Source organism: Sphingobacteriales bacterium (genome assembly GCA_016706405.1).
Taxonomy (GTDB): Bacteria; Bacteroidota; Bacteroidia; order Chitinophagales; family UBA2359; genus BJ6.
Genome location: JADJJT010000001.1, coordinates 457345 through 472644 on the forward strand (window position 1 = coordinate 457345; position 15300 = coordinate 472644).

9 protein-coding genes and 2 pseudogenes are annotated in these 15300 nt (G+C 39.9%); 6 read left to right on the forward strand and 5 right to left on the reverse strand.

What is annotated here, in order from left to right; translation table 11 throughout:
• Positions 1-85: 85 nt before the first annotated feature.
• Both IPI59_01915 and IPI59_01920 read left to right on the forward strand, forming a co-directional pair.
• Positions 86-804, forward strand: a pseudogene (locus tag IPI59_01915) (IS5 family transposase).
• Between the two features lie 361 nt (positions 805-1165).
• Positions 1166-1894: a glycosyltransferase gene (locus tag IPI59_01920; GenBank protein ID MBK7526323.1), complete on the forward strand. Its 729-nt coding sequence runs from the start codon at positions 1166-1168 to the stop codon at positions 1892-1894.
• Positions 1895-1973: 79 nt separating this feature from the next.
• Here the strand turns inward: IPI59_01920 and IPI59_01925 are convergent, their stop codons facing one another.
• The gene (locus IPI59_01925) at positions 1974-3179 is read right to left on the reverse strand and encodes an aminotransferase class I/II-fold pyridoxal phosphate-dependent enzyme (protein ID MBK7526324.1); all 1206 of its coding nucleotides are present in this window, start codon (positions 3177-3179) and stop codon (positions 1974-1976) included.
• A gap of 259 nt (positions 3180-3438) precedes the next feature.
• Here IPI59_01925 and IPI59_01930 point away from each other — a divergent pair, with 259 nt between their 5' ends.
• Positions 3439-4461 carry an NAD-dependent epimerase/dehydratase family protein gene (locus IPI59_01930; GenBank protein MBK7526325.1) on the forward strand — a complete coding sequence of 341 codons (1023 nt, stop codon included), beginning with the start codon at positions 3439-3441 and terminating at the stop codon, positions 4459-4461.
• Positions 4462-4562: 101 nt separating this feature from the next.
• On the opposite strand, the gene pdxH is transcribed toward IPI59_01930, so the two are convergent.
• Positions 4563-5261, reverse strand: a complete 699-nt coding sequence (gene pdxH / locus IPI59_01935) for a pyridoxamine 5'-phosphate oxidase (GenBank protein MBK7526326.1) — start codon at positions 5259-5261, stop codon at positions 4563-4565.
• Between the two features lie 292 nt (positions 5262-5553).
• On the opposite strand from pdxH, the gene IPI59_01940 reads away from it, so the two are divergent.
• The 3 genes from IPI59_01940 (at position 5554) to IPI59_01950 (ending at position 13705) form a co-directional block, all read left to right on the forward strand.
• A complete protein-coding gene (locus IPI59_01940) occupies positions 5554-9258 on the forward strand; it encodes a hypothetical protein (GenBank protein MBK7526327.1) in 3705 nt (1234 codons plus the stop codon).
• A 197-nt stretch (positions 9259-9455) separates the two neighbouring features.
• On the forward strand, positions 9456-12104 hold the full coding sequence (locus IPI59_01945; protein ID MBK7526328.1) for a response regulator: 2649 nt from the start codon (positions 9456-9458) through the stop codon (positions 12102-12104).
• A gap of 122 nt (positions 12105-12226) precedes the next feature.
• Positions 12227-13705 carry a hypothetical protein gene (locus IPI59_01950; protein MBK7526329.1) on the forward strand — a complete coding sequence of 493 codons (1479 nt, stop codon included), beginning with the start codon at positions 12227-12229 and terminating at the stop codon, positions 13703-13705.
• Here IPI59_01950 and IPI59_01955 read toward each other — a convergent pair.
• The 3 genes and pseudogenes from IPI59_01955 to IPI59_01965 all read right to left on the reverse strand — a co-directional run bounded on the left by IPI59_01955 (position 13695) and on the right by IPI59_01965 (position 15300).
• Entirely contained in the window at positions 13695-13892 is a 198-nt protein-coding gene (locus IPI59_01955; GenBank protein MBK7526330.1) for a transposase, read from the reverse strand. The two genes, IPI59_01950 and IPI59_01955, sit on opposite strands and share 11 nt — an antisense overlap.
• 267 nt (positions 13893-14159) lie before the next feature.
• Positions 14160-14953 (reverse strand): annotated as a pseudogene (locus tag IPI59_01960) (hypothetical protein).
• Positions 14954-15126: 173 nt separating this feature from the next.
• Positions 15127-15300, reverse strand: a complete 174-nt coding sequence (locus IPI59_01965; GenBank protein MBK7526331.1) for a transposase — start codon at positions 15298-15300, stop codon at positions 15127-15129.

Sequence of the window (15300 nt, forward strand, 5' to 3'; positions counted from 1 at the left end):
AATAATTCATAGCTTTATGAAAATCAAACACATAAAGTAAAATGAAAACCTACCCAAGCAGTCTCACCGTAGTCAATGGAGTGCAATATTAGGCATTTTAGACGACAAACGGAAACGAAAACACAGTTTAAGAGAAATTTTTAATGCGCTGTTCTATTTGCTTAAACTGGCTGTCAATGGCGCATGCTGCCGTTCCATTTTCCGTCATGGAAGCTTGTTTACTACTATTTTACCAAGTGGAAGAAGGATGGGACGATAGAACTCATCCATGAAATACTCAGGGATAAGACTCGAAAGCAAGCAGGCAGGGCTTCATCGCCAAGTGTTGGTATAATTGATAGCCAGAGCGTAAAAGACAACAAGCGTCGGAGGCTTGTGCAGAGGGATTGACGGGGGTAAAAAGTTAAAGGCAGAAAGCGGCATATTATTGTAGATACAATGGGACTACTTTTAGCGGTTGTGGTTCATGCGGCAAATGAGCATGACGGTAAATCAGCCCCAATGGTTATAGCTGACCTCAGAGGGCAGGTTTTGCAGATTGGTAAAGATAGTAGCTGATGGCGGGTATAGAGGCGAGTTAATTGAAAATACCCGCAAAACGTTTGGGTGGGTGGTTGGGTTGTAAGTAGATCGAATACAGCCTCGAAATTCGAAGTATTGCCAAAAAGATGGATTGTTGAAAGAACTTTGCTGGCTCAAAGCTATCGAAGATTGAGTAAAGACTTTGAGTTCCAAACCGAAACGAGCCAGACAATGATCCAACTTGCCATGATAAAATTGATGCTTAATAGAATTAGAAAATAAAATTTAGACAGGCTCTAAGTGAATTAACCAAGAAAACCAAACTAATTAGTTGAGTTTTGTAAGGCTTCAATAAATTAACAAAGAACGGATTTATTTTGTTTTTGCTTTATTTTGCTTGGCATAGTTTTTTAATCCGGAATAAAAAATTTTACTTGCAGTAATATCATCCGGAAACAGGAAGGAGGAGTTATTTAACTATGATACTTTTCCCCACAAAAAACATCTTTATCGTCTTTATCATTTTTATTATTATCCGGATGAAAACCGGGTAGTTTATTTGTTTGTAATTAAGAAAATAAAATTTCAAACCAAGTAAGCCTTATTTTTGCCATCTCAACGAAAGGTAAACTATTAAAAAAATATGCCCAAATTTAATACATTAACTATTTTATTGCCCGCACAAAATGCCGAAAGCCATATTATTAGCATTTTACAACGAGTTTGCCGGGCAAATTTACCCGGATACGTTCAAAAGCAAATTATTATTATTGACAGTGCTGCGGCTAACGACAATACCGAAACTTTAACGAAAGATTTTATTGGCAATGGCTGGCGACCCGAAGCTGAATTTAAATATTTAAAATTACCAAATGGGCATAATTTATTTGAAGTTTGGCAAGCGGTGCTTCCTTTTGTTAAGGGCGAGTATATTTTATGGCAAACACCCCATCAAAACTATCATCCGGAGGAGTATTTGAACGAGGTAGTTCGGGCAGCTTATATCCAAGGCGCGCAATTGGTTTTTACCATTCGCGGTCAATATAAACCAAAGGTATTACCACAACTATATGGTGGTAAATGGGCTTATGACCTGACTAAACTGGCAGCCAACTTCTTTAGCGATTTGCCCCTCATTGACCCCAATACGGGTTGCCTTTTGTTAAATACAGAGTTGGCCAAAAATTTTGTTCGCGATGCCACTGATAAAATACGCGCCCTAAACAAACAGTTAGGATTAAATTTATATTTGCATCAATATTTTATTAGTGAGCAGCATAATAGCGGCAATGACGGTACTATTTTTGAAGTGGAAATTCCTTATACGTTGCCGATAAACAGTACTGGTAGGGTAAAAAACAAAATGCTTTAAAACCGGATTAACCTTGTTGACACTTTATGGCAATTATGGCGCAGTTAAACCAGGAAACTATCTTAATTGGATTGATTTTTTAGGTGTGTGAAAACCGCCCTACGCCAAATTTGTTTTTTATTTCGTCAAAAACGTTTAGAATTTTATTCAGGTGTTCGGGTTCGTGGCTGGCCATATAGCTTGTTCTAAGCATTTGCCTTCCGGGTGGGGTAGCCGGAGCAATAAAAGCATTTACAAATACGCCGGCATCATACAAAATTTTCCACATTCTAAAAGTCAGTTCGTCGTCTCCTATGATTATAGGCACAATAGCCGAGCGGCCTTCGGGAACGTTATAGCCCATATTGCGCAAGCCAGTGCGAATTACCTGGGCATTTTGCACTACTTTTTGCACCAAATTGGGGTTGTCTTCTAAAATATTTAAAGCGGCAATGGCGGCTGCAACTGAGGCAGGTGTAGGCGAAGCACTAAAAATAAGTGCCTGCGAGGTATGGCGCAGATAGTTAATTACGCGCTCTTCGCCGGCAACAAACCCGCCCAACGAGGCCAAACTTTTACTAAACGTGCACATAATAAGGTCTATATCGGCATCGAGGCCAAACTCGTTGGCTGTACCTCGCCCGCCTTGTCCAATAATACCAAAGGCGTGGGCATCGTCTAATAAAACGGCGGCATTATATTGTTTGGCTAAATGGTTTAGTTCGGGCAGGTTTACAATGGTGCCAAAAGTGCTAAACACCCCATCTGATACGATAATTTTATTGGCCTCGGGTGGGGCAATTTGCAATACCCGCTCAAGGTTTTTCATGTCGTTATGCTTGTAGCGCACCACTTTGCAGCCAGTAGCTTGGCCCAATAAATTTCCGGCAACAATACTCGCATGGTTATCTCGGTCTGAAAAAATAATATCGCCGCGGCCAACTAACGGAAACAAAACGCCTTGTCCGGTTTGAAATCCGGTACTAAACAGCAAGGCTGCTTCTTTGTTTACAAATTTAGCTAAGCGGGTTTCTAACGCTACGTGCAAATCTATGGTGCCCGTTAAAAACCTCGAGCCCGAGCAACTTGTGCCATATTTAAGCAAGGCTTCAACGGCGGCCAATTTAACATTTGGGTGGGCAGTTAAGCCCAAATAATTGTTTGAGCCAGCCATAATAACCTCACGGCCTTCCATTTTTACAATAGGCCCTTCGCTTTCTTCTACCGTTCTAAAATAAGGGTAAATACCCAGTGCTTTGTAATGGTCGGGTACGGTATATTCATAACACTTATTAAAAATACTCACTGTTTAAATGGATTGATTTTAAGCCAAATGCTATTGGCAGGCTGAAAAATAAATGAATAACTTATTCAAACAAATAAAAGAAAAAGAAGCTATTGGCTATTTTCCGGGTTATATATCCGGAAAACGTACACAATATTAGCGTTTAATTTATAAACATCCTAACTTGCGGGTCAATTTCGATAATTAATTTATTTAAATCTGAATTAATTCTGAAGGCGCAAAGTTAAGTTTTTCTTATTTTGCGTTCAAATTTTTGGCCATGAATAGCAATAATTTCGATAAAATTGCGCTTATAACGGGTATTTCGGGTTTTGTTGGCAGCCATTTAGCGCAGCAGTTAGTAGCGCAAGGTTGGCAGGTTCGGGGGCTAATTAGGGCAAGCAGCAATTTGCGCTGGATACAAGATTTACCCATTACTTTATACCAGTGTGGTTTAACAAATATTGAAAGTTTAGAAGGGCCGCTACAGGGTGTTACCCATGTTTTTCATATTGCAGGTGTAGTAAAAGCCAATAGTTTGCAACAGTTTGAGGCGGGCAATGTTGCCACAACTGCTACCTTATTGCAGGCCATTAGCAAGTACAATAAAAACATACAACACATTGTGGTTACAAGTAGTTTGGCTGCCGCCGGCCCCACAGTACCTAATTTGCCGCTTATCGAAGCTATGGCCGCCAAACCCGTTAATTGGTATGGCAAAAGCAAATGGGCACAAGAACAAGTATGCCTAAACTATACACAGCAACAGCAGCAACAACCGCCTTTGCCCATTACCATTATAAGGCCACCGGTAGTTTACGGCCCCCGCGAAACCGATGTTTTGCTGTTTTTTAAACTTATTAAGCGCGGTATCTTACTGCAGCCCACAGGTAATAAACAAGTTTTGAGTTTAATTTATATTGACGATTTGGTAAACGGCCTAATTGCCGCCGCACAAAGCAAAAACACAATAAATCAAACGTATTTTTTAGCCCATAACCAAATCTACATATGGCACGATTTAGCCAAAACAACAGCCCAAATTCTACAGAAAAAAATAATTACTATAAGTTTACCTCGCTCTTTTATTAAAACTATGGCTATAATTGCACAAGGTTGGGCAAAACTGCGTGGGCGAACTGCCACAACCCTAAATACCCAAAAGATAATAGAAATGGAGCAAGCTGCATGGATATGTAGCCCTGCTAAAGCATATAATGATTTTAATTTTGAAGCCACTACATCTTTGGCATCCGGATTAAAAACAACACTTAACTGGTATCAACAACATGGCTGGTTATAAGAAAACACAACAACTTGCCTTTTTCTTCTGTTTACTTGTTCTTAGCAAGCTATATTATTTTAACTTGAAACACTGCTATTTAAGTAACGAACTAAACTAAACTAAGGGGCTAATCTTTGTATTGTCCAATTACTATCAGCAGTTCTTGATGTATTGGTTTCGGGTGGATCGTTAATTAGTAGGCTGTAGGTAATACGGTCGTGTAGGCGGTTAGGCCTGCCTTGCCAAAACTCCACATAATTAGGCTGTAACCTGTACCCTCCCCAATGTGTGGGGCAAACTACGGGAGCATTAGGCGCAAATTGTTGTTGGGCGGCATCAAAAAGGGCTTGCAATGCCTGCTGATTGGCAACAGGCTGACTTTGGTGCGAGGCAACAGCAGCCAACTGGCTTTCGCGCGGGCGCGAGGCAAAATACTCCACCGACTCTTGCGCCGATGTTTTTACTACAATTCCCTCAACCCTAACCTGCCGCTCAAGAGACGGCCAGTAAAACAAAATACTTGCTTGCGGGTTAGCGGTTAGTTCGTTTCCTTTGCGGCTTAAGTAATTGGTATAAAAAACAAAACCATTCTCATCAAAACCTTTTAACAATACTGCCCGCACCGATGGTTTGCCGTTTGGCGTTGCAGTAGCCAAAATCATGGCATTCATATCTATACGGTTAGGGTCTTGTGTTGTTGCCCATGCTTCAAACCAAAGTGCAAAAAGTACTAAGGGGTTGGCAGGCAAAGGCGCATCGGGTAAACTGTGGCGGTTATACTGTTGCCGCCAGCTTGCAATATCGGTTAAAAACGACATAGTTTGGCACGTTGTTTTGTTTGATTTAATAATATTGATTACAAACCGGCGGCAAAATTAATAAAATGGTATGGTTTCCGGATAAAAACAGGCCGACAATAACCCCAATACCACTCTGAAAGACCGAGTAAATATCTCCAGAACACAAAGTTGTTAGCAAGCAATAATTTTCAACCTAAAACCCAAGCAGCCCCAAATGCAACTAAAGCCCTATTTTTAGCGTTAAACAAACTGAAATTAATATTTGGTAGGCGGTAATATATTGCGCTGATTTACAAATTGTCTTTGTTTTGTGCCCAAAAAGCTTGTTTTTTTAGTTTCCTTGTTTATACCTTGTTTATTAATTTGGACAGGGCTGCAGTTAAACGCACAAACAACCGCCAAAGATAGCTTAGTTAAACCAACAGATGCGCGTTTTAACCTTTCGAACCTTAGGCAAAAATGGATAAAAATTGGGCTGGGCACCGATACGATTACCTTAGATACTCTTTCCGTTTTTCCGGATACTTTTGCCTTGTTTTACCCCAACGGGCAGCCCTTTACCGATACTGCCGCTTATAAACTTTATCCGGCGCAGGCAAAAATCATTTTTCGGCACTCAATATTATCAACTGCTGCTGCCAGCACACCCCCGCCCGACAGCCTAATGGCTCGTTACCGCGTAATGCCATTCTACTTAGCACAAACCTTTAGGCATAAAAACAAGCAGCTAAACACGCCTTTTGGCGAGCTGCCTTATACGGGTAATGCCTACCAGCTTAAACCCACCACCGCCACCTCGTTATTCGATTTTGGCGGCTTAAACTACAATGGCAGCCTAACGCGCGGCATTGCCATTGGCAACAACCAAGACCTAAGTGTTAATTCAAATTTTAACCTTCAAATTGCAGGCAAATTGCCCGGCGATATTAGTATTTTAGCCGCCTTGAACGACAATAATCTGCCCATACAGCCCGAAGGCAATACCCAGCAATTACAAGAATTCGACAAAATATATATCGAACTAAAAAAACAAAACCACAGCCTATTGCTTGGCGATTTTTCACTTACCAACCCTGCTAATGGCTATTTTATGCGGGTACAGCGCAATTTATTAGGTGCCAAATACCAAACCAATTTTAATATTAATAAACAAGCCGAAAAACAACGACAGCAGCAATTAACGTTTGGGGCGGCTGCGGCCATAGCCAAAGGAGCTTACCAAAGACAAACCTTAACCCCTGTTGAAGGCAACCAGGGACCTTACCGATTGGTAGGAGCTAACGGCGAAAATTTTATTGTTGTACTTTCGGGCAGCGAACGGGTTTATGTTGATGGCCGTTTGCTGACGCGCGGCGCTACCAACGATTATATAATAGATTATAACACTGCCGAGTTGGGCTTTACCCCCAAAATGCCCATTACCAAAGATGTGCGCTTAGTAGTTGAGTTTGAATATACCGACCGCACCTATTTGCGCCCTGCCTTATTAACCCATGCCCAATGGCAGCAAGGCAAAACTCAAATAAGGATAGCCCATTTTTACGAAACCGACAGTAAAAACCAGCCTGTAAGCGATTACACGTTAAGCGACGCGCAAAAAAATGCCCTTAAAAATGCCGGCGATAACCCGTTGAGTGCCATTGTATCCGGAATTGACAGTGTAGGCTATTCGCCTCAAAGTTTAGTACCTTTATATGCTTTAAAAGATACTACTGTTGGCACTCATTTTTATCCGGATGTTTTAGTACAGCGAAACGACACCACGGCAAGCTATGCGGTGCGTTTTAGCTATGTAGGGCAGGGCTTTGGCGACTATATCCCTCAAACCGAAAACCTAAACGGCAGGGCTTTTAAATGGGTTAGTCCCGATACGGTTACCCAACAAAAAACGGGTAGTTATGCACCCGTACAACAGTTAATTACCCCCAAGCAGCGGCAGTTATTAACGCTTGGTGCGCAAACGCAAATAGCCAAAAACGGTATTGTTAACGCCGAATTAGCGCTAAGCCAACGCGATGCCAATACTTTTTCGGAAAAAGATGATGCCGATAATTTGGGACTGGCGGCAGCCCTAACCTGGCAAAATAGCTGGGCATTAAGCAACCGTTTGCATTTTGAGCAGCAATTGCGTTACGAGTTTGCCAACAAACAGTTTATTCCGGTTGAGCCATACAGACCAGTGGAATTTGCCCGGAATTGGAATTTGCCGGCTACCTCTTCTGTCATTACCGGATCATCAGGTATTGGGGGGGGGCTGCCCGCCTATGGGCAACATTTGGCGGCAATAAAAATGGGCATTAAAGGTGCAAATGGCCTAAATACCACCTACGATCTAAGTTGGTTAGCCACTACCGACACTACTTATAGGGGTTGGCAACATGATTTGCAAAATCAAACTTCCTTAGGCAAAGGCTGGCTATTTAAAATAGGCGGTACCTGGCTGCAAACCAAACAGGGCAAAGGCAGTAGCAGCAGTAGTTTTATAAGGCCAGTTAGCAGCCTCGAAAAAAAACTGAGCAAAGGCCGTTTGCGAGGCTTTACTTTTGCCATAGCTACCCAAGCCGAAAAAAATGCGCGCTGGCTACTCGATAGTCTTACCCCGCAAAGCTTCGCTTGGTACGATTGGAAATTAATGGCAACAAATAGCGATACCAGTCAAAAAGCGCTGCGTTTATCGTTTGTACGGCGCATAGATTTTGGCCTTAAAAATCAAACTTACCGGATGGCTTCGCAAAGCCAAACCCTTGATATTGGCGGCACCTGGGCTGGCAATAAAAAGCAACAGCAATGGGCATGGCAGCTAAACTGGCGGCGCTTAGCCATAACCGACTCGGTGCTGATAGCCGCCAATAATAAACCTGCCAATAATTTATTAGGCAGTTTAACACATCAAGGCGGGTGGTGGCGCGGTTTGCTGCGCAGCACCACGCAGTACGAAATTGGGTCGGGACAAGAGCAAAAAACCGAATATTACTATCAGCCGGCTACCAATGGCCCCGGTGCTTATATTTGGAAGGATTACAACACCGATGGACTACAGCAAACCGGCGAGTTTGAATACGACCCTCAAGGGGCCGCGCTATCTGACACAACTACCTATAACCGCTTGCTTTTACCTACGGGCGATTATTTGCGCACAAACAATGCCTTATTGAGTCAAACTTTATACCTTACGCCTAAGCTTGGCTTAAACACGACTTCAATATCCGGAAGAAAAAATAACTGGCGCAGTATCTTAGCACTTGTATCAACGCAGCATACTATTAGTTTAATGCGCAAGGTGGCCACAACGCAACAAGCCCGGTGGTTGGCTTGGCTGCCCTTTGGCCGCGACACGCTACTGCAAACCATCAGCGAAAACTCGACCTGGCAAAACACACTATACCTTAATCGCAGTAACCCCGCTTGGGAGCTAATGCTGCAGAGCATAAATATTGCCACTACTGCCAATTTGGTAAGTGGTGCCGACCGCCGCACGCGCAACGAGTATTTGGCACAATGGCGGCAAGGATTAGGCAGGCGTTTTACCGCTATACTTAAATATGGCAGGGGCAACACCACATCGGCATCAATGGCGTTTGCCAACCGCAATTACCACCTGCAAAACCAACAAATTGAGCCTCAGCTAACAGCCATTATTAGCAACAAACAGCGTTTTATACTAAGTTATCGGTATAAACATGCGTTTAACAAACCAAATAATCCACCTGCCAACCCACCCGAAACCACCCGCGAACACCGCCTTACCGCCGAGCATACCCTTGCCGCTGTTGGACAAAATAGTATAAACAGCCGGTTGTCGTGGGTAAATATTGCCTATTTGGGGCCTACCAATACGCCAGCCGCTTTTGCCTTGCTTGAGGGTTTGCAGCCTGGCCAAAATTGGCTGTGGACATTAAATTATGGTACCCGTTTGCCGGGCAATTTGCAGCTTAATTTACAATACGAGGGGCGAAAATCGGAAAACAGCCGCGTAGCACATGTAGGGCGTATGAGCCTGACAGCCTTGTTTTAAAGCCCTTACTTGGGGGCAGCATACAAATATTTTTTTATTTTACTTGATTTTTGAACAAACGGCAGCTATATTTGTGCGATAATTATTGTATTTGTTTTTGTGGATATGAATATTCAAACTTTCCACTTTTTTATAAAACGAAGCTTGAGTGACGGGCGTAATAGCTTATCCGGATGTGGATATAAGTTAAAGCTAAAATGTCTGTTGAAATAAAACCAGCAAATGAAATAATGGACATCGCTAATATAAAAATTCATTTTAAATACTTCCTAATCATTTTTGGAATGTTTTTTTCCTGCACTCTTTATTGTCAGCCCAAAACTGATGATGAGCTATATGCCACTTGGAAAGATAAATCGAAACCTGAAACGGTAAGATTAGAAGCAATTTGGGAGAGATTGAACATGGATTTCATGCCCAATCAAGAACCAGCCTGGTGGAAGAAATGGAATAAGGAAATTAATGAAGCTATAGAGCTATCTATAAAAAATAACAAAAATGGATACTTGCCGCTTTTATATATGCTTAGTACAGAAACTTGTGAAGGCAATATTGAGTGCAAGTGTACAAATGCTAAAAAAGTAATAGAAAGTGCAAAAGTTGCCAATGATTCTAAAATGCCGGTTGTTTTTGTGGCGTTCTTTAGTTTAGCTTTTGAATGTAACGAAAAAGTGAAAGAGGAAGACTTGACTAATGAATTCAATAAAATGAAAAGCAATTTATCAGATAGTCCCACTAACCATAAAGAATTACGGGAAATAACTTTTGCTTTAGGTGAATGGTACAGTCAGAAGGAAAAGTATCCAAAAGCGTTAAGTTACCTTTTGGAAAGTCAAAGATTATCTGAAGAATTGAAATTAATAGATTTTTCTTATGCCCGAAATAACCAAGCAATTGCTGGCATTCATGCCCAAATAGGAAATTATAAAGAAGCAGAAAAATACATTGATAAAAGCCTTGAGGTTGCTTATTCTTTGAAAGATACCTTCCAACTGGGTAGTGCATATCTTGGCAAATCTAATTTAATGTTGAAATTAAAAGAAGAAGCAAAAGCCCAACACTACATAGATTCTGCCATGTACATTATGAAAAATGTTAAACGCTGTGAGCCTTGTTTTAATATTGCAAAAACGCTAAACGCCGGAATTAAAAATTTATCCAAAAACTATTCAGGAGCGTTAACTGAACTAAATGAAGTAGCGGCATTTTATAAAGGAAATAAAGAGCAAAAGCCAGACCCCATTTTTTTTACAGAAAAAGCAAGGGCTTATTTGGGGCTGAAAAAATATACCCATGCCATCCAAACAATTAAAGAAGTAAAAGTATCGGAGCAAACGTATAATAAAAATATTTCTGACAACTATGATATACTTTCCAAAGCTTATGAAGCCATTGGGGACTATAACAATGCTTTGAAAAATTATAAATTACATGTACAGGCAGAAGATACATTAGCCGTTTGGAGAAATAGCAGTGAAGTAACAAGGTTGGAGTTAGAGAATCAATTCACCCAACAACAACTTAAATCAGAGCTTAATTTTCAAAGTCAAATCAACAAACAAAAGTCAACCAGAAACTGGATTTTATTCTTAGGAATTTCGGCTTTGATACTTTCAATAGGATTATATACCAGACTTCGATATACCAGAAAAACTCAAAAACTACTACAACACAAAAACCAAATCATCGAAGCCGAAAAACAAAAAGCCGAAGCCAGTGAAAAAGCCAAGCATCTGTTCCTCGCCAATATGAGTCATGAAATTCGTACACCTATGAATGCTATAAAAGGCATGACGGATATTCTCATAAGAAGAAACCCTAAAGATGATCAGAAAGAGTATCTTGAAGGTATAAAACAATCTTCAGATTCTTTATTGGTTATCATCAATGACATCTTAGATATTTCTAAAATTGAATCCGGAAAAATTGAATTAGAGCATGAATCATTTTCTGTAAATGAATTGTTGAATAATGTCCACACCATCATGCAATTCAAAGCCGAAGAAAAAGGACTTGAGTTGGTTAAAGATATTCCCAATCAAGAATTAAATGTTCAAGGAGATGTTACCCGATTGCGACAAATTTTAATCAACCTGATTGGAAATGCCATTAAGTTTACTGAAAAAGGAACGGTTACTACTTCAATAAAATCAGAGCAAGATGGTAATAAACTTAGTCTTCATTTTACCGTATCGGACACCGGAATTGGTATAGATGAAAATAGAATGGGTAAAATATTTGAATCATTCGAACAAGCTTACAGCGATACTACCCGGAAGTTTGGAGGCACGGGTTTGGGTTTAAGCATCTCAAAAAAATTAGTAGAACTACACAATGGAAAAATTTGGGTAGAAAGTGAAAAGGGTAAAGGTAGCCAGTTTCATTTCATTATTCCCTATGCTGTAGCCGATGCTAAAACAGAAATAATGCCGGCAGATGATGCTCAAACCAATATCGCTGATGCACTTAAAGGAATAAAAATTCTATTGGTAGAAGACAATGAATTCAATGTAGTTGTAGCTAAGGAAGAGTTAGAAGATGCCATTGAAGGTGTTTATGTTGAAGTTGCAGAAAATGGTTTAATTGCCGTAGAGAAATTAAAATCATCTACATTTGATATTATTCTTATGGATGTTCAAATGCCGGTAATGAATGGCTTTGAAGCCACCCAAGCCATAAGAAACCTCGATAGTGAAAAAAACAATACCCCAATCATTGCCATGACGGCCAACGTACTTAAAGAAGAAGTAGATTTGTGCTACAAATCAGGTATGAATGATTTTATTGGGAAACCGTTTGAGACGGAAGAATTGTTGGCGAAAATTAAAAACTTGGTAACAAAATGAGAGCATGCCTTTTTCATATAATCATTTCTTTACTTGGCAGTTCTGTTTGTCTTGCTCAGCAGCAATACACGTTTACAAAATACTCCGAACCCCATGGGCTTACAACGAGTAGTATGTGGCAAATGTTTAAAGACACGACAGGCTACTTGTGGATTTATAGTGAACTGGGTATTGCAAGATTTGACGGATATAATTCAAAATTATTTCGGCACAATTCTAATGACGCTAATAGCATACTCGACAATCCTGTGGAAGAAGCGTTTTTACTGCCTGATGGAAATATTTATCTTGAAACATTGGAAGAAGCACGCCTTTATGATCCCCAAAAATTAGCCTTCAATAAGTCCTTTGCTTGCAAACTTGGCACAGGCTATATAAGCTATAGTTATAGGTTGAAGAAGGATAACAATGCATTCTTTTTTTTTACAGAGGAAAAACTTGTTCGTGTAAGTAATGCTGAGTGTGATTACTTTCAACTGCCTGAGGATTGGCATTTTAGGAACACAACTGCCGCGAGTGACTCATTAAGCAATATAATGTTAAACGTGTCTGGTAGGGTTTATGTTTTTAAATCCAATGTCAAAAGGTTTGCCCAAATAAATTTGTATGATCGCTTCGGCAAATTGGATACCAGCGTTTTTTCTGTTGCTTATAGTTCGGTAGCGCATAATTTTATTGCCATCAGTAAAAAGCATCTTTACCGATACGATAAAAATACTGACGAGTTCCTCCCTGGTCTCGATTTGCATCAAGCAGGTACTGTTCAGCAAAGGTATGAAGATGACATACTTTTGCACCAAAACAACTATTTTGCTTTTACAAGAGATGGAAAGCTTTACAAATTAAATATTAAAACAGGAGTTGAAAAAATTGTTCAGCTCAACAAAAAAATTCCTGAAATTGAAATAGACGGTTTAAAAATGGGTCTCATTGATAAAAACGGAATACTTTGGATATATTCTAGCTATATGGGTTTTTTTCGTTACGACATCCTCAGCGACCAGTTTGAGCAGTTTGTTCATGAACCAGGACAGGAGGGAAGTATTCCTACTAACAATATTATAACAATAGTACCTGATGATGAAGGAATGGCTTGGATTGGATGCGGTGTAAAAGGCTTAGTAAAAATGGAACCTGTGATGAAAGTTATGGAGCACTTGAGTCCTGGTGAGAATAAAAAGAAGATAGTTTATAATAACGATGTCATAAACGTTCGTTCGTTCCTCGAAACAGAATCGGGATATTTGGTAGGGGCAATTCAGGGTTTTTTCCGGTATGATGTGGCTAAAAAAGAATTCTTTTTGGAAACAACACCCTATAGTCATTACAAGAGTTCGGTTTCCGCTATGACAAGGGATAAATCAGCTAATTTCTGGTGTGGAACATGGCAAGGGCTTATAGGTGTAGTTAATTCAAAAAGTAAAAAGGAAATAAAGTTCAAAATCCAAATTGGAGCTACTGAAGTTCGCACCTTGTTTTGTGATAGCAAAAATACCATGTGGATTGGAACCGGAGCTGGAAAAATTTATACAGTTAAGGTAAATGAAATTGATTTTCAAAATCCGGCTTCACTAAGAGCCTGTCTAAATTTTATTTTCTAATTCTATTAAGCATCAATTTTATCATGGCAAGTTGGATCATTGTCTGGCTCGTTTCGGTTTGGAACTCAAAGTCTTTACTCAATCTTCGATAGCTTTCGAGCCATGCAAAAGTTCTTTCAACAATCCATCTTTTTGGCAATACTTCGAATTTCGAGGCTGTATTCGATCTACTTACAACCTCAACCACCCACCCAAACGTTTTGCGGGTATTTTGGAGTAATGGACAAAAATTAGGCTATTTTTTAGACGCTTGGTTCAAGTGGACATTTTTAATGCTGTTTTTTTATTCACTTTTTTACATTATTCTTGAATATTTTATTTCTTTGCATGTCTGTAAAAACGGAAACAAGCTCTGCTGGGGAGCAACTTGTCAGGGATAAAACAGATGCTTGACGAAAATGTCTTATCAAAGGCTTACTGTATATTGTAAGCCTTTGATATTTTCAGAAAGCCCTTATACCTTTAAAAACCCATCTATAAATTTCATTTTCCGTTTCATTGATAGGCCATTATGGTTTCTTAATTTGTTTTTTAAATCTGCGAAATGTCCATCAATAGCATTGGTTGTGTTAGGTATTTGAAGTTCCCTGTTATCGTGCCAAGTAACAAACAGGTAAATTATTCTTCAAACTACGATAAGCACTTCTAAGCCTTTTATGCGTATAAAACGATTTGTTTGTAGTCGGATTTACAGTTCTCTCGTTTAGAAACACTTTCCATTTTTCAAGCCATAGCCCTAATGCTCCGACAAAGCTTTCTTTGTCTGTTTGCTTCATCAAATCTACAACATCCATCAGCTCTTGTGCAGCTTTTAGCTTTGGCTTACGGGTCAAATATCTTCGAATTATTGCTGCTTGATGAAACTGGCACATTTGAACAGGAATACCCTTAAACGACGCAATTAAGCCTTTTCTTCCGTCACAAACAATAGCCGAAATAGTAAAACCTCGCCTTTTTAACTCCTTAATTCCTTCTATATACAGCCCATTGGTCTCTGTCTTTACATAATATTTCCAAAGGTTTTCTTTGGTGTAGGCATCTTAAAAAGCATTACGCCAAAACCCCCGCCCCAATAGGTGGTGTCCATTAATACAACGACTACTCTACCTGTTTTTTTTTCAGCCACTATTTTAATCTTGTCTAACCGCCTTTGAATCGTTTTAACAGAACAATTATACTTGTGGAGCTAACTGCAAATAGGTCTGTTTTACCACTTTTGTATTCTTCCCATATTTGCTCGTTATTGATGCGTTGCCCACCTAAAAATTGTTTCCCACAATGAGCACACTTATACAATTGAACTCCTTTTACAAGTCCGTTTTTCTTTACAAACCTTTTACCACAGTAAAAGCATTTTTTTTATTCATAACCTTTGATTGTCCTCAAAGCTAACAATAGTAATGCTTTCGAAGGTTTTTAGCCTAAAAAATGTCCATTAAGCCGGTATTTTCAATTAACTCGCCTCTATACCCGCCATCAGCTACTATCTTTACCAATCTGCAAAACCTGCCTCTGAGGTCAGCTATAACCATTGGGGCTGATTTACTGTCATGCTCATTTGCCGCATGAACCACAACCGCTAAAAGTAGTCCCAT